Here is a 14,112-nt window from a genome sequence, read left to right on the forward strand (position 1 = left end):
TGACCATAAACCTTGGTATTAGTGAAAAGAAGGCTTTACAAGCCTTCGCTGAGTGAGGATACTACAAGGACCCTAATAATGTATCATCGATACATCAAAGCGATATGCTCCTGAGAATAGCGATCGTTGACATCAGTTCCACCTGTGTGAACATGTGGTTTAAATTCATGTTCATTAATTGGATCATGTGGGATGATGTTCACATGGAAACTGATTATCTTTATCATGAGGATGAGGGGCTGCCTTCTGTAACCATTAAGATCCATGAGTTCGTAGACCATGATACATGGAGTCTGCACCTGGCTTTACACGTCAATGGTGTGCTTGTAGGAACAGCCTCTGCTAAAATGGGTAATTCCAAATATGATCAGGAAACGGTTGTTGCTGCTTTGCATTGCCTGAAGAACGATTATTTCAGAGCTATAGGCTCGCCTATGAGATATGAGAATGGAAAACTTATATTTCTCAAACCTGACAATGGCATAGCAATTGGAAAAAGAACCAAGATACAAATGAACAGACAGAAAAAGCCATATTCTATGCCTGTATCCAGAAACATACAACAAAAGTTATTTGCCTGATCATCCAGCGATCTCTTCAGGCGTTGCATATTAATAATATAGCCTTCAAAAGGGAGTTTACAGGAGGTTTTTTTGTGGTAGAGACAGATGATCTTGATGATCTCATTATGACCAAGCCCGGTCCTCGCGAAGCTAAAAAAATGGAACATGACATGCTGAACAGAGCTGCTTCCAATCCGGTGCGGCGTAAGCTCATACAGGAAATAGGGATATACGGTGCTTCAAAAGACGAACTTCTTAAGAACCTGGCTCTGCAAGAAACGGCCTTCAAGTTTCAGATAGATTATCTCCTGCATCAGGAGCTTGTAAAAGAAGAAGAGGGAAAATATCGTCTTACTGACAAGGGTCTTGAAATACTTGAAATGCACAGGTGAATATTTCGCCTGGGGGGGTTTGCCTGACAGGATCATTCTATCGGGGTTAATTATTATTATGTTTGTTTGTGGCTGTGTAGAACAGCAACAAGCTCCGGCAGTTAATGTATCAGACAAAGAGAACCTTTTTTTCGAAGGCAAGAAACTCACCCCGATTGAAGAACAGCGTAACAATGCCATAAAAGGAACTCAGTTTATCAACAAGGAGACTTATACACTTCAGGTTACAGGGATGGTGAACAGATCTTTGAACCTCAGCTATGAGGAACTGCTCGCGTTCCCGGTTGCAGACAGGTTCTTACGCATGAACTGTGTGGAGGGCTGGGGATTCGATGCTAGATGGACAGGTGTTACCCTGAACAGCATTTTCAATGATTCAGGATTAAAGCCTGGAGCTAAAAACGTTATATTCTATTGCGCTGACGGTTATTCCACATCCCTGGAACTCGATTATCTGACCGGGAATGACATAATGCTGGCATATAGGCTTAATAATGTGACCTTACCTCCTGAGAGAGGTTTTCCTCTGCAGTTGGTTGCCGAAGGCAGGTATGGGTACAAATGGGCAAAATGGATCACACATATCGAAGTGACAGACCAGCCTTATGAGGGATTCTGGGAATCCCGGGGTTACAGCAATACAGCCAAAGTAGGTGAACGCGCATTCGGAATATTCTGAATTAACATGTTCTTTTCAGGTTTTCTTCACAGATGATGTATTTCATGGCAAAATATTAATCTAAAGCTCCTGTTATTTAATATCCCATGGGCAGCATCATCTCCGCAAAAGGGCTTACCAAAAGGTTCGCAGGACACGTTGCACTGGATAGTATCGATCTGGATATAGAAAAAGGAGAATTTGTGCTTATACTGGGTCCCAACGGTGCAGGTAAAACGACATTGCTCAAAATACTTGAAACCCTTGTGCGACCTTCATCCGGCTCAGTGGAGATCGGTGGGCTGGAACTTGGCAAAGCTGCCTTACAGATAAGAAAGATGATCGGTGCCATCTCTCATGAAAGTTATCTGTATAATGATCTGACAGCAGAGGAAAACCTACGTTTTTTTGGAAAGATGTATGGTCTGTCAGACGATGAACTTACTATAAAGATAGAAGTGCTTCTGGAACAGATACATCTCGAGCACAGGTATATGGACAGGGTAAGCACACTTTCCAGAGGCATGAAGCAGCGCCTGTCAATTGCACGTTCTCTGATCCACGATCCGGAAATCATCCTTATGGATGAACCATACACAGGACTTGACCTGCAGTCAGCCTGTGATCTCGATAAAATACTTCTTGAGAACAGCAGAAGAGCCACTGTGCTCATGGTCACTCATGAGATGCACCGGGCATTCAATATGTGTGACAGGATAGTCATACTTTGCAGCGGGGAGATAGCTTCTGATATCCGACGAAAAGATATAGGTTCTGTGGAAGAATTACAAGGTCTCTACACAAAGATCTTTGAGGGAAGAGCATGATACGCAGCCTTTACATCACAGCAAAGGACCTGCGTGCGGAACTGCGCACAAAACAGGTAATTAATTCCATGCTTGTCTTTTCACTGGTGGTCATGGTGATCTTCAGTTTGTCCCTGAGTGATGTACTTAGCGACTCCTCAGTCATTGATCGCGTGGCTCCCGGCCTGTTATGGATAGCCTTCATTTTTGCCGGAACACTGGGCATTAGCCGGTCATTAGCTTCGGAAACTGAGAATGGCTGCCTTGAAGGACTACGGCTCTGTCCTGTGGAAAGTGCGGCCATATACACAGGAAAGGCTATATCAGGCATGTGCCTGATGCTGGTGGTGGAAATTGTTACATTACCTGTTTTCATAGTGCTGTTCAATTATAGTATACCAAGCATACCTCTGATGGCCATAGTGATACTGCTGGGCACTGCGGGTTTTTCTGTTGTCGGCACTTTGCTCTCTGCCCTGACCGTCAACACACGTACCAGAGAGATCCTGCTCCCTGTGATCTTACTTCCTCTGCTGTTGCCGGTGCTGATCCCGGCTGTGCTGGCCACGGCTAAAATACTGGCAGGAGAAGGATTATTCGATGTACTCACCGAACTGCGCCTGATGGCTGTATATGATATTGTTTTCTTCACACTGGCGCGTTTATTGTTCGACCATACGATGGAAGGATGAAATACAACGACAACATGAAATCAGATAAATATTGATATTGAACCATCATAGCAACTAAGATTCAATATGGGACAAAAGTATGGAAAATAAGAAATTAAGGATATTGACCATTGTGACCACTGCACTTGTGCTGCTGTCAATGTACATGATCTTTTTCTACTTACCCATTATGAGGTCAGGCTCCGGAGAGGTGCTCGATAGTAGTTTCAGGATATTCTATTTCCACATGCCCATAGCTATTACGGCATATCTTGCCTTTTTCATTGTCTTTGCTGCCAGTGTCATGCAGTTGAGGTCCCATGATGCTAAGTGGGATATTTATGCCAGGTCAGCAGCAGAGATAGGGGTGATATTTGCTTTACTGGTACTGATCACCGGTTCTATCTGGGCCCGGGCCACATGGGGCTGGTATTGGATATGGGAACCACGGCTTACCACATCCCTTGCACTATTCCTTGTCTACGTCACATACCTGCTGCTGCGCCAGTCCATAGAGGAACCGGAATCTAAAGCAAGGCTGGCAGCAGTGTTTGGAATAGTGGGATTTGTCTCCGTGCCTCTTAGCTTTTTCTCCATCCGCTTATGGCGTTCTGCCCATCCGTTAATGTTCGGGGAGGCGATGTACGGCAGCTCAGGAGGAGGACTGGAGGGGTCGGCGTTGCAGCTTACGCTGTTAGTGAACTTTGTGGCATTCCTTGTTTTGTTCATAACACTGTTCATTTACAGATCAAATATGGAAAACCTGAAAGAAGAGATACGTGTTCTCAGGGGAACAGGTCGGTGAAAGTTATATTTTCATATAAATAAAAAGCTGTTTAAAAAAGAAAGAGTTATAAGTTGCCGCAAGGAACAACCTGTCATGTTGTTCGAAACCATAAATATAGCCGGTATTAAGATCCCTAACCGTTTTGTCCGATCTGCCACACACGAGTGGATGGCAGAGCCCGACGGTACTCCTACCTCACGCATTGGCGACCTGTATGGGGAACTTGCCCGTAATGAAGTAGGGCTTATCATAACCGGATATGCCTACGTTGATCCGAAGGGTAAAAGCGACGATCTGCAACAGGGTATCTATGATGACAGTTTCATCGGCCCCTATAAGGAGATAGTTGCAAGGGTGCATGAACATGGTAGTAAGATAGTCCTGCAAATAGCACATGGGGGGCGGCAGACCATGATCACTGCCGATAACCCTTATATGCTGGCGCCTTCTGCAGTCATTGAAACTACAAAAGGCATGACACCTGAGGAAATGACCGGGAAAGAAGTGCTGGAAACCATTGAGAATTTTGCGCAGGCTGCCAGGCGTGCAAAGGAAGCGGGATTCGACGGTGTTCAGTTGCATTGTGCGCACGGTTTCCTGCTAAGCAATTTTTTATCTCCCTACACCAACAGGCGTAATGACAGGTGGGGTGGTTCCACTAAAAAAAGGACACAGGTGATCCTGGACATTATCTCACGTGTCAGGGAACTGGCAGGTGAAAATTATCCGATCCTGGTCAAGCTGAACGTCACTGATGGTTTTAAACCTGGTGCACACAAGCATACACTTGACGCTCCCGAAAGCATAGAGATAGCAAAGATCCTGGCAGACAATGGTGTATGTGCCATAGAGGTCAGCGGAGGCGTTGCAGAAGCCGGGGAAGAGCTTTTCAGGACAATGATCGATTCACCAAAAAAGGAAGCATATTACCGGGAATATGCTAAAATGATAAAAGAACAAGTGGATGTGCCCGTGATCCTTGTAGGAGGGATCAGATCGAAGCAGGTAATGGAAATGCTGCTTAAGGAAGGATATGCTGATATGATCTCCCTGTGCAGGCCATTGATAGCAGAACCTGATCTGGTGATGAAACTAAAAAAAGGAGAAACAGAGAGCGCAAAATGTGTTTCTTGTAACCTGTGTTCTGATGAGACCGGGATAAAATGCAATTACAATTTCACAGAGTGAGCACACTCTTTTATGCAGGCTTCCGGGGTACCTGCGCGCAGATCGAGCAGGAAATCCATAAGTAGATCGTGGTCCATTACAACAAGATCTGCCTGGAGGAGCTCTTGAGGCTCCAGGTATGTAGGGACCGCTATGCAGCAAAGGCCCGCAGCTTTTGCGGCCTGTACGCCAACAGGAGCGTTCTCTATAACAATGCATTCATTCTTTTGCATAGCCAGCATCTCTACTGCCTTGAGGTATGGATCAGGGGCCGGCTTGCCGTTATCAATATCGTCTCCGGTGACTATCACGCTGAAAAGGTCAGGATATAAGTTATTCAGAACGCTGTGCACTATTGGTTTGTCAGCACCTGAAACCACTGCAAGTTCATATCTGTGTTTCAGCACTTCAAGGCATTCGGGCATGCCTTCAAAGGCTTTCAGTGCAGCTATAACATTGAACTCTTCAATATATTTCCCAACTATTGCTTCAAGATCGAACCTGCCCTTATCAATGCGTGCTTTTTCCAGCAGCAAGCGTACAATGTCAATGGTCTTTTCTCCTTCCCGTTCATAGATCACCTGCCGGTCCATGTACACACCCATCTGGTCAAAGATATGCTGCATTGCCTCAACATGGTATGGCATGGAATCCACAAGCACTCCATCCATATCGAATATCAATGTTTTTAACAATTTCATTCTCCATTTTCTGATTCCGGGCTTATGAAGGCATCATTCAGATATGTTTCTTTCCGCCCAATAGGAAGGTCCCGGGATGCAAAAGTGCGATGGCTGAGAGAACGATAGCCCAGATAGGAAATAAGGAAATGAACTTTTGCAGCATAATATGCTTCCATTAAGCTTTGAATATATTAATGAGTTCAGTTCAGTTAATGCACTAAGCTGTTAAAAACATATCTTATGTTTGTTATTGTTGCATGATTTTATATTCCTTGGTCCGTAATATGTGTGCCATGAGGCTTGACACCTATCTTGTGGATATGGGTTACTTTAGTTCCAGAGCACGTGCAAAGGATGCCATAATCCGCGGGAATGTAAAGGTTGGAGGAAATATTGTGACCAAACCTTCCAGGGATGTCAGCACCGATCATTCTGTCGAAGTAGTCGAAGGGCTTGATATGCCCAAGGGATATTTCAAGCTGAAACTCATTCAGGAAGCTGCCGGGATTATATGTAAAGGGGACAGCGTCCTTGATCTTGGTTCAAGCGCAGGCGGATTTCTGCTCTATGCTTCCCAGATAGCAGGAAAAGTACGAGGTATCGAGTTCAGCACAGACTTTCGGGCAGAGCTTGACAGGATAACGCATGAACATGCGAATGTGAGTGTAATGTTCGGAGATGTTTTTACTCTTCCTTTGCAGAAAATATCACCTGATAAAGTGGATGTTATACTAAGCGATATGACCCTGGAGCCTATGGACTCCCTTCTGGCACTTAAAAGAGTGCTTCCCTTACTAAGGGAAGAGGGGAAACTGCTGCAGGTCATAAAGATGAAAAAACGTGAGGCTCGCGATCCCATAATATCAAAAATAGAGGATCTCGGAGTTGAAGTTGTTCAGGTCATAGAGCCGCAAAAGCAGGAGATATATGTGATCGCCTGCAAGACCGGAAAACAAAATGAGGTGTGTGGTGTCCGATGAAATATAAGATGCTGGGTGACGGTGATCCGGTAAGGCTTTTCGTTGGGGGCCTGCATGGTAATGAATGGAGGGACACTGCCGACATACTGGAAGGACTTGAACCTCCGGCCGTGGGTTCTCTGGCGACCATACCTGTCGTATGCAAAGAAAAATATGTATCTACCCTGGAAGAGCATTACTACAGGACACTCGGCAAACCAATAATACAGGCTGTGGAAGAACTCAGACCCAGTATATACATCGAGTTCCATTCATATTCAAAGCAGAACCAAAAGCTGTTGACAGGTGCCGACCGTATCCACAAGACCGGGGTTCCTGCATATAGTCAGCTCGATAATGATGTGCTCCTGGGTTCTGTATCTCCCGTCATCAGACGGGATTACTTCCCTGCGGAATCACTATGTCTTTCTTTTGAGATCCAGAAAGAGAATCCCATATCCAAGAAGTATGGATCAAAGATCGCTGGAAAAATGAAAGAATGCCTGTCAAGGGACCACTTCATTGAACAACTCAAAAAAAGGTATCCCGCACAGACAAAAAAGGTAATAGAAGATTACAGGAATTTCTATGGCTTGTAAGTAAAAAACTTACAAACCATTCCATTATAGTACCGATCGTTTATCAGTTCATCCCATGTTGTAATTGTGGATGTTGTGCTCAGGGTTAACGTCCTGCATGTCCCTTTCCTGGGCCTTGAGCATATCATCAACACGCAATATCATGGCAGACACTTCTGATGCGGACTTGATGGCCTGTGTCTTCACACGGAGAGGATCAATTACATTGTTCTGCATCATATCCTCTATCTTACCTGAATACACGTTGATCCCACTGTTCTTGTTCTTCCCGGATCCTGCACGCAACTGCAACAGCATATTGATCTTGTCCAGACCTGCATTCTCTGCTATTGCCTTTGGTATCTCTTCCATGGCATCTGCAAAGGCACGGATAGCAAGCTGCTCGCGTCCCTCTATTGTAGAAGCATAAGAGCGTAATCCCTGTGCCACCTGCATCTCGGAAGCGCCCCCCCCCGGCACTATGGCTTTGTCTTCCAGCACGGATTTCACCACATTAAGGGCATCATCGAATGCACGTTCAATGTTGTCAGTGAGGTGTTCACTGCCTGCCTTAATGAGGATGGTAACAGAATTGGACTTCTTGAACCCTGTGATGAGTGTCTTCTCCTCATATTCGGATTCCTGCTCCACCACTTCGGCATATCCAAGGTCTTCAGCAGTGATCTCGTTCATGTTCCTTACGAGCTTAGCGCCTGTGGAAAGGGAAAGCACTGTCATGTCCTCATCTTTCAGCCTTCTGCAGGTGTAGATATTATGCCTCATGAAATAATGGACAGCCCCATCATCGATATTCTTGGAGGAAAAGACCACGTTGGCACCTGTCGCTATGATCTTGTCCAGCATCTTATGGAAATTGGCCGTTTCCTGGTCCTTGAAAGCAAACATTTCTTCTATGCTTCCAAGCTGGATCTTTGACTTCGTATTGGTCTTGACGAACTCTATCGGCATATCCAGAAGTGCGATCTTTGCATTTTCGACCCTGGCAGGAGTGTCGGGATGGAGACGATATTTATTGATGTAAATTCCCTTTATTACCTGCGTGTCTGTGATCTTGCCACCGGCCTCTTTCCTGATGACGATCTTCTCATCTATGTTATACTTGCCGTTTTCCTCTATAGCCAGTACTGCATCGACACATACGTTTGCCAGATGGTCTGAAGAAGCTTCGGGAGCTTTTCCTGTGATAGAGGTCTCTGCTATCTTCTGAAGTGTTTGTCTGTCGTCCTTGTCAACTTTTGTGGCAAAGTTCTCCAGGATCTCAATTGCTTTCTGGGCAGCAAGGTTGTATCCTTGGAAAATAACGATCGGGTGGAGGCCCTTATCTAAAAGTTCTCCTGCTTTATCCATCAGACTGCCTGCTAACACAACAGCGCTGGTGGTACCGTCACCTGCAATGTCCTCCTGTGTCTTGGCAACCTCAACGATCATCTTTGCTGTGGGATGTTCTATCTCCATTTCCTTGAGTATAGTGGCACCATCGTTAGTGAGGACAATATCACCGAGGATATTGACCAGCATTTTATCCATGCCCTTTGGTCCTAAGGTGGAACGCACCAGTTTTGCGACCGCTTTGGCGGCGTTAATGTTCATGGAAAGGGCATCTTTACCCTGTGTATGTTCTGTTGTTGGACTAATAATGTAAACTGGCTGACCGCCATATTGTCCTGCCATTTGTACTGACATGCCTTGTTGTGCCATTGTTCCGAACCTCCTGAATCCAGATGATGAACTTATTTGAAGTATCTTTTTTACGTATGAATTGAACTAACTGTATATGGTTCTATAAAAACATTTCGACAAGAGCGTATGCTCTATTTTATGGTCAAAACATTTAAATCATTAATTCCATTTCTCGGTTATGCTGACCTTCATAGGATTGGGGCTCTTTGACGAGAAAGACATCTCTTTGAAAGGACTTGAAGCTATTGCCCAGGCAAACAGGGTCTATGCAGAGTTCTATACATCCAGGCTTATGGGTACTACCCTGGAGAAAATGGAAGGTCTGTACAATAAGAAAATACAAGTGCTTTCACGAGAAGAGGTGGAGCAATGCCCCAGCTGGCTTGAACATGCCAGAAATGAAAATGTGGTATTCCTTACAGGGGGAGATACCATGGTCTCAACAACTCATGTTGACCTGCGCCTGCGTGCAATGGAAATGGGTATCACTACAAAGCTCGTGCATGGTTCTTCCATATCATCTGCCGTATGCGGACTTACGGGCCTGCAGAACTACAGGTTCGGGAAAGCCGTTACTGTTCCCCATCCATATACCAGCAGCCGGGGAAAGACCGTCATATCGGAAACCCCTTATGATATTATTCTTCAGAATCTTGAGCATGGCCTGCATACCCTTGTTTTCCTTGATATCGATAAAGAAAAGGGTTATATGACAGTGAACCAGGCACTGGACCTTCTGCTGCAGGTGGAAGCAAAAAGAAGCGCAAAAATACTGCAGGACAGAATAGCTGTAGGTATAGCAAGAGCCGGATCCGACTCCCCGGCGGTTGCAGCAGACCACATTCAAAGCCTGAAAGACTTCGATCTCGGTGCACCGCTACATATACTGGTAATTCCTGCAGATACGCATTTTGTGGAAGCTGAGGCATTAGTGCAGCTGGCCCATGCGCCTATGTCAATACTGGAAGTTCATAAACAATAATGGTGTAATATTATAGGGTACAAGTCTATATATCAAAACAACGTAGGACATATTATATTACATATTAAATATATCTTTGTTTGAATTGATGTGATCAAATTAATAAGAGAGGGAAAAATGGTTCGAGATGCAGTTGGCGTGATATTCGGAGAAGCTGGTACATCCAGCTTCAGAATATTATTATCGGACAGTACCAGTGTGCATCAGGGAGAATATATAAAAGCCTGGCATGAGATCGATGGCTGGGTGCTCGCACAGGTACTATCCATTACGCGTTCCGGAGATAGTTACACTATCGAGGAAGCAAAGAACGGAAGCCGCAAAGATAAAAGCGGGGATCGGATAATAGCTGATGTGACCGTTATTGGGAAACGTGACGATTCCGGACTGCTTAGATCACCTAGCACTCCTTTCAGTCCCGGAGACCCGATCTACAAGGCGAACAATGAACTTATCTGCAGTTCCCTTGGCCTATCCGGAAAAGAAATGTTCATAGGCATGCTGGAAGGCACGGACATACCTGTCCATCTCAATGTGAACAGTCTTGTGCAGAAACATTGCAGCATCCTTGCAAAGACAGGAAGCGGTAAGTCCTATACTGCAGGAGTGCTCCTTGAAGAGATGCTGGACCGCAAAGTACCCCTGCTGATCATCGATCCACATAGTGAATATGCATCATTGAAAGAAGAAGGTGTCATCAGTACAGAAGTTGCGAACAGATTCAAGGTATCTCCAAGATCATACGCACAGTATGTTACTGTATACACTCCAGCCAACAAGAGCTTGAATCCAAAAGCTGATGAAGTTTTCAGGCTTAACGGCATGAACCTTACAGCAAAAGAATTGAGTGAGGCTTTTCCTAATAATTTCACCAGTACTCATATAGGTATTCTCTATGAGGCTATTGATAAGATCAAAGCCGAGATGGATACCTATTCCCTTGATGAGATCATCTTCGAGGTCAAGAACAATGACAGCAAGGCAAAATGGAATATCATCAGCTTCCTTGAAGAAATAAGGGAAACCGGTATATTGTCCACAAATCCTACATCTATCGAGGATCTGGTCCAACCTGGCAGAGCTTCCATTATAGATTTCAAAGGTGTGGCTCCGGATATCCAGTCTATGATCGTTGCACGCCTGTGCAGCGCATTGTTCGAGGCCCGAAAGATGAATACTATCCCTCCTGGGATGCTGGTTGTTGAAGAAGCTCATAACTATGCGCCGGAAAAAGGTTTCAGCAAGACCTTAAGTTCTGATGTATTGAGGACCATTGCCTCCGAAGGACGTAAGTTCGGTCTTGGCATGATGGTGATCTCCCAGAGGCCGGCACGCGTGGACAAGAACATTCTTTCTCAGTGCGGTACCCAGATCATAATGAAAGTAACCAATCCCAACGATCTGAAAGCCATTAGTAAAGGCCTTGAGGGCGTCAGCTCCTATGTGGAGGACGAACTCATGCGGCTGCCACCGGGAGTTGCCATGCTGGTGAGCACAGATATTGAGCGGCCGATCCTCGTGGATATCAGGGTGCGTAAAAGCAAACACGGCGGAGAGTCTGTTAATGTAATGAGAAGTGTTAACCTTAATTCCGCTCAGGGAGCATCGGCCAGGAAATCCTCGGTGGAGCCTGTACCTATGCAGCCGGTAATGCAAGAGCATGCTGAAAGCCATCATATTGGAGAAGAGCACATGCCTGTCCAGGCTACCACAACACCTCCTCCCAAGAGAAAACCTTCAAGGGAAGTAAAAACCGACGAAGGCGGCGGTCTTTTCAAGAAAATCTTCGGTGCGAGCAAATAAGGAGGAACAACTTGCCTGCTGATCTGAATGAAAAGGTTAAAAGATATGAGAACCTACTAAGGCAAGCGCTGGAAAAAGCAGAGTTTGCGCCTATCAAGGATTCGCATATGTATGCAGTCGCAAATGACTTCCATACAATGGCAAGATCATATTATGAGGATGGGATCCACTTTGTACACAGTGGAGACCCTGTGAACGCCCTTATATGTTTCAGTTACGGGCATGCGTGGCTGGATGCCGGAGCACGTCTTGGAGTGTTCACGGTTGACGATGATCAACTATTCACGATATGAATCCTGAAAAGTGACAAAACTCAATTTCCCGGAGACGAGTATATGTCAAATTATAATGTTGTGCTTGAAGCTGCCTGGTTGGTCAGAGATGTGAACAGTCCGGATGATGCCATAGGAGTGGCGATCTCCGAGGCCGGTAAAAGACTGAACCCTAAACTCGATTTTGTGGAAGTGGATGTTGGCACCACCTTTTGCCCTGCCTGTGAGGAAGCCTTCAGCAGTGTATTCCTTACGGCGAACACTGCAATTGTCGGTCTTGTCCTTGAGATGAAGGTATTTGATGCCGAAAGCGAGGAGCATGCATCAAGGATAGCTAAATCCGTCATTGGAAGGGCATTAAGGGATGTTCCTCTGAAGGTCGTTGATGTTGAAGAGTTCCAGTAAAGAGGAGAGGTAATATGGACCGGACAATATCGGTTGTCGGACATGCAGCCATTGATCTGCTTTTTGATGTGGAGCATATATCCTGCCATAATGAATCTTACCCGATTATCGATTACCATGAGTATTTCGGAGGCGGAGCTGCCAATATTGCGGTAGGTATTGCCACTCTTGGCGGTAAAGGTCAGCTGATATCTGCTGTAGGAGAGGATTTTGGAAGTTCCGGATATGAAGATTATCTTAGGTCATTGGGCGTAGACCTATCTTTACTTTATAGGTGCAAAGGTCAGAAAGTCACAAAGGCGTTCGTCTTTACTGACAGAGAACACAATCAGAGCACTTATTTCCACTGGGGTGCTTCTGCGCTTCTGAAAGAGCTGGAACCCCCTGAGGTTGATCTTGTGCATCTTGCGACATCTGAATGCTCCTTCAATGCAAGGATAGCACAAAAGGCAAACTTTGTTTCCTTCGATCCCGGACAGGACCTTATCACATATAACCGCAAGGACCTGGAGACCATTCTGGAGCACACGGATATACTTTTCACTAACCGTCATGAGATAAAGAGGGTCTGTGAGATGACCGGCCGTTCCTTCGAGGAGCTCAAAGCAAGAATCGGGACCATTGTGGTTACCTACGATTCCCGGGGCAGCAGGATACATACGCAAGATGCACAGTATTGCATACCTGTGGTGCCTGTGAAAGCCGTTGATCCCACGGGTGCAGGCGATGCATACAGGGCAGGGTTCCTGTTAGCCTTCACACGGGGCTACGACATGGAAACCTGCGGCAGGATCGGTGCAACTGTCGCCTCCTTTGCAGTGGAGGTCATCGGCTGCCAAGTGAAGTTGCCAACCTGGGAAATGATGCAGGAACGATTTGAAGCGCATTTCGGACCACTTCCCAAATAACGTCCATTGCTCAATAAACTATGCAAGCTGCTGAACATATCGGCCATCAGCAGCCTTTTGTATTGTTTACCATAGCAATCTCGGGAATTTAGTTGATACTTCCATTGTTCCCTCTACCTTGAGACTCTATGTCTTTCATGTGGGAAATCGCTTGAGCATCCACCCCTAAATACGGCTTTTTGGAGAGAAGAAATAGCATTGTCTGCGTCGCTGGATGGGATACCCCATCCGTTCTTGTTTATCACATCTAATGGAAAGGCTACGCCCTCGAGAATTACCATTAGATACTCTTCAATGTGTGTGTGAGATATATAAACTTTAGGCACTGTCGGCGGCTGTGGGGAAAAGGAGAAGGAAGGCCAGCGATTAAGTCCACTGTGCTTAGTCGTCTATTTTATATTTCTTTCGAAGCTGAGGCTCAAAATCTTCGTGCCCGAACTTCTTTAGAAGAGCGAGCTTTTCTTCGAATATTTCCCTCATCACTTTTTTGTGATCTTCTGGAGGTATTAAAGTAATCATTCCTGGGTGATATTCTTCTACAATCCTAGACATTATGGGTCAACTACCTCAATAATTGTATACTTTCCATCGTGATAGATCGACACTATCATAACGGCGGTGTTTCGGTCAAACAGCACTTCATATTCCTCGGGGTAAGCACTGAGTCCATTAAGATATACGCCCTGTTTGGACATATACTTAATAGGGTCCTTGTAGTATCCTCACTCAGCGAAGGCTTGTAAAGCCTTCTTTTCACTAATACCAAGGTTTATGGTC

At 45.4% G+C, this 14,112-nt stretch carries 19 protein-coding genes; 14 read left to right on the forward strand and 5 right to left on the reverse strand.

Annotated features, from left to right (window positions below):
• The first annotated feature begins 104 nt into the window (after positions 1-104).
• The 7 genes from A4E24_RS02140 to A4E24_RS02170 all read left to right on the forward strand — a co-directional run bounded on the left by A4E24_RS02140 (position 105) and on the right by A4E24_RS02170 (position 5,065).
• Positions 105-581, forward strand: coding sequence for a hypothetical protein (locus tag A4E24_RS02140; protein WP_292351236.1), 477 nt, complete (start codon positions 105-107; stop codon positions 579-581).
• Between the two features lie 74 nt (positions 582-655).
• The gene (locus tag A4E24_RS02145; RefSeq protein WP_292351238.1) at positions 656-955 is read left to right on the forward strand and encodes a winged helix-turn-helix domain-containing protein; all 300 of its coding nucleotides are present in this window, start codon (positions 656-658) and stop codon (positions 953-955) included.
• Between the two features lie 19 nt (positions 956-974).
• Complete coding sequence (locus tag A4E24_RS02150; protein WP_292351240.1) at positions 975-1,634, forward strand: molybdopterin-dependent oxidoreductase; 660 nt, start codon at positions 975-977, stop codon at positions 1,632-1,634.
• 86 nt (positions 1,635-1,720) lie between these two features.
• Complete coding sequence (locus tag A4E24_RS02155; RefSeq protein ID WP_292351242.1) at positions 1,721-2,440, forward strand: ABC transporter ATP-binding protein; 720 nt, start codon at positions 1,721-1,723, stop codon at positions 2,438-2,440.
• Positions 2,437-3,111: a heme exporter protein CcmB gene (locus A4E24_RS02160; protein WP_292351244.1), complete on the forward strand. Its 675-nt coding sequence runs from the start codon at positions 2,437-2,439 to the stop codon at positions 3,109-3,111. Before A4E24_RS02155 ends, A4E24_RS02160 begins: the two co-directional genes overlap by 4 nt.
• Positions 3,112-3,190: 79 nt before the next feature.
• Entirely contained in the window at positions 3,191-3,895 is a 705-nt protein-coding gene (locus tag A4E24_RS02165) for a cytochrome c biogenesis protein (RefSeq protein WP_292351245.1), read from the forward strand.
• Between the two features lie 75 nt (positions 3,896-3,970).
• Positions 3,971-5,065 carry an NADH:flavin oxidoreductase gene (locus A4E24_RS02170; RefSeq protein WP_292351246.1) on the forward strand — a complete coding sequence of 365 codons (1,095 nt, stop codon included), beginning with the start codon at positions 3,971-3,973 and terminating at the stop codon, positions 5,063-5,065.
• Here A4E24_RS02170 and A4E24_RS02175 read toward each other — a convergent pair.
• Positions 5,047-5,745 (reverse strand): HAD family phosphatase, encoded by a 699-nt coding sequence (locus A4E24_RS02175; protein WP_367121135.1) that lies wholly within the window; start codon positions 5,743-5,745, stop codon positions 5,047-5,049. The genes A4E24_RS02170 and A4E24_RS02175 overlap by 19 nt on opposite strands.
• Positions 5,742-5,903, reverse strand: coding sequence for a hypothetical protein (locus A4E24_RS02180; protein WP_292351247.1), 162 nt, complete (start codon positions 5,901-5,903; stop codon positions 5,742-5,744). The genes A4E24_RS02175 and A4E24_RS02180 overlap by 4 nt, the downstream gene beginning before the upstream one ends.
• 117 nt (positions 5,904-6,020) lie before the next feature.
• Here A4E24_RS02180 and A4E24_RS02185 point away from each other — a divergent pair, with 117 nt between their 5' ends.
• Together A4E24_RS02185 and A4E24_RS02190 are read left to right on the forward strand one after the other, a co-directional pair.
• Positions 6,021-6,707 (forward strand): SAM-dependent methyltransferase, encoded by a 687-nt coding sequence (locus A4E24_RS02185; protein WP_292351249.1) that lies wholly within the window; start codon positions 6,021-6,023, stop codon positions 6,705-6,707.
• Positions 6,704-7,285, forward strand: coding sequence for a DUF2119 domain-containing protein (locus A4E24_RS02190; RefSeq protein WP_292351251.1), 582 nt, complete (start codon positions 6,704-6,706; stop codon positions 7,283-7,285). Before A4E24_RS02185 ends, A4E24_RS02190 begins: the two co-directional genes overlap by 4 nt.
• A gap of 48 nt (positions 7,286-7,333) precedes the next feature.
• Here A4E24_RS02190 and thsA read toward each other — a convergent pair whose 3' ends face one another.
• Positions 7,334-8,983 (reverse strand): thermosome subunit alpha, encoded by a 1,650-nt coding sequence (thsA, locus tag A4E24_RS02195; RefSeq protein WP_292351253.1) that lies wholly within the window; start codon positions 8,981-8,983, stop codon positions 7,334-7,336.
• Between the two features lie 160 nt (positions 8,984-9,143).
• Here thsA and dph5 point away from each other — a divergent pair, with 160 nt between their 5' ends.
• The 5 genes from dph5 to A4E24_RS02220 all read left to right on the forward strand — a co-directional run bounded on the left by dph5 (position 9,144) and on the right by A4E24_RS02220 (position 13,335).
• Positions 9,144-9,947 carry a diphthine synthase gene (dph5, locus tag A4E24_RS02200; RefSeq protein ID WP_292351255.1) on the forward strand — a complete coding sequence of 268 codons (804 nt, stop codon included), beginning with the start codon at positions 9,144-9,146 and terminating at the stop codon, positions 9,945-9,947.
• Positions 9,948-10,064: 117 nt separating this feature from the next.
• Positions 10,065-11,750: an ATP-binding protein gene (locus A4E24_RS02205; protein WP_292351257.1), complete on the forward strand. Its 1,686-nt coding sequence runs from the start codon at positions 10,065-10,067 to the stop codon at positions 11,748-11,750.
• Between the two features lie 11 nt (positions 11,751-11,761).
• Positions 11,762-12,043 (forward strand): DUF357 domain-containing protein, encoded by a 282-nt coding sequence (locus A4E24_RS02210; RefSeq protein WP_292351259.1) that lies wholly within the window; start codon positions 11,762-11,764, stop codon positions 12,041-12,043.
• A gap of 42 nt (positions 12,044-12,085) precedes the next feature.
• Entirely contained in the window at positions 12,086-12,427 is a 342-nt protein-coding gene (locus A4E24_RS02215; protein WP_214044597.1) for a DUF555 domain-containing protein, read from the forward strand.
• A gap of 14 nt (positions 12,428-12,441) precedes the next feature.
• Positions 12,442-13,335 carry a carbohydrate kinase family protein gene (locus tag A4E24_RS02220; RefSeq protein ID WP_292351263.1) on the forward strand — a complete coding sequence of 298 codons (894 nt, stop codon included), beginning with the start codon at positions 12,442-12,444 and terminating at the stop codon, positions 13,333-13,335.
• Positions 13,336-13,716: 381 nt separating this feature from the next.
• On the opposite strand, the gene A4E24_RS02225 is transcribed toward A4E24_RS02220, so the two are convergent.
• Together A4E24_RS02225 and A4E24_RS10755 are read right to left on the reverse strand one after the other, a co-directional pair.
• A complete protein-coding gene (locus tag A4E24_RS02225; RefSeq protein WP_292351265.1) occupies positions 13,717-13,887 on the reverse strand; it encodes a hypothetical protein in 171 nt (56 codons plus the stop codon).
• Positions 13,887-14,030, reverse strand: a complete 144-nt coding sequence (locus tag A4E24_RS10755; RefSeq protein WP_367121136.1) for an ADP-ribosyltransferase — start codon at positions 14,028-14,030, stop codon at positions 13,887-13,889. The genes A4E24_RS02225 and A4E24_RS10755 overlap by 1 nt, the downstream gene beginning before the upstream one ends.
• Positions 14,031-14,112 lie beyond the last annotated feature (82 nt).

The organism is Methanomethylovorans sp. PtaU1.Bin093 (assembly GCF_002067275.1).
In the GTDB taxonomy this organism is placed as follows: Archaea; Halobacteriota; Methanosarcinia; order Methanosarcinales; family Methanosarcinaceae; genus Methanomethylovorans.

Coding starts and splice junctions, on each gene's coding strand:
- A4E24_RS02165 (WP_292351245.1), top strand. CDS start 3,191: ATGGAAAATAAGAAATTAAGGATATTGACCATTGTGACCACTGCACTT.
- A4E24_RS02155 (WP_292351242.1), top strand. CDS start 1,721: ATGGGCAGCATCATCTCCGCAAAAGGGCTTACCAAAAGGTTCGCAGGA.
- dph5 (WP_292351255.1), top strand. CDS start 9,144: ATGCTGACCTTCATAGGATTGGGGCTCTTTGACGAGAAAGACATCTCT.
- A4E24_RS02170 (WP_292351246.1), top strand. CDS start 3,971: ATGTTGTTCGAAACCATAAATATAGCCGGTATTAAGATCCCTAACCGT.
- A4E24_RS02220 (WP_292351263.1), top strand. CDS start 12,442: ATGGACCGGACAATATCGGTTGTCGGACATGCAGCCATTGATCTGCTT.
- A4E24_RS02215 (WP_214044597.1), top strand. CDS start 12,086: ATGTCAAATTATAATGTTGTGCTTGAAGCTGCCTGGTTGGTCAGAGAT.
- A4E24_RS02140 (WP_292351236.1), top strand. CDS start 105: ATGCTCCTGAGAATAGCGATCGTTGACATCAGTTCCACCTGTGTGAAC.
- A4E24_RS02160 (WP_292351244.1), top strand. CDS start 2,437: ATGATACGCAGCCTTTACATCACAGCAAAGGACCTGCGTGCGGAACTG.
- A4E24_RS02185 (WP_292351249.1), top strand. CDS start 6,021: ATGAGGCTTGACACCTATCTTGTGGATATGGGTTACTTTAGTTCCAGA.
- A4E24_RS02225 (WP_292351265.1), bottom strand. CDS start 13,887: ATGTCTAGGATTGTAGAAGAATATCACCCAGGAATGATTACTTTAATA.
- A4E24_RS10755 (WP_367121136.1), bottom strand. CDS start 14,030: ATGTCCAAACAGGGCGTATATCTTAATGGACTCAGTGCTTACCCCGAG.
- A4E24_RS02180 (WP_292351247.1), bottom strand. CDS start 5,903: ATGGAAGCATATTATGCTGCAAAAGTTCATTTCCTTATTTCCTATCTG.
- A4E24_RS02175 (WP_367121135.1), bottom strand. CDS start 5,745: ATGAAATTGTTAAAAACATTGATATTCGATATGGATGGAGTGCTTGTG.
- thsA (WP_292351253.1), bottom strand. CDS start 8,983: ATGGCACAACAAGGCATGTCAGTACAAATGGCAGGACAATATGGCGGT.
- A4E24_RS02190 (WP_292351251.1), top strand. CDS start 6,704: ATGAAATATAAGATGCTGGGTGACGGTGATCCGGTAAGGCTTTTCGTT.
- A4E24_RS02205 (WP_292351257.1), top strand. CDS start 10,065: ATGGTTCGAGATGCAGTTGGCGTGATATTCGGAGAAGCTGGTACATCC.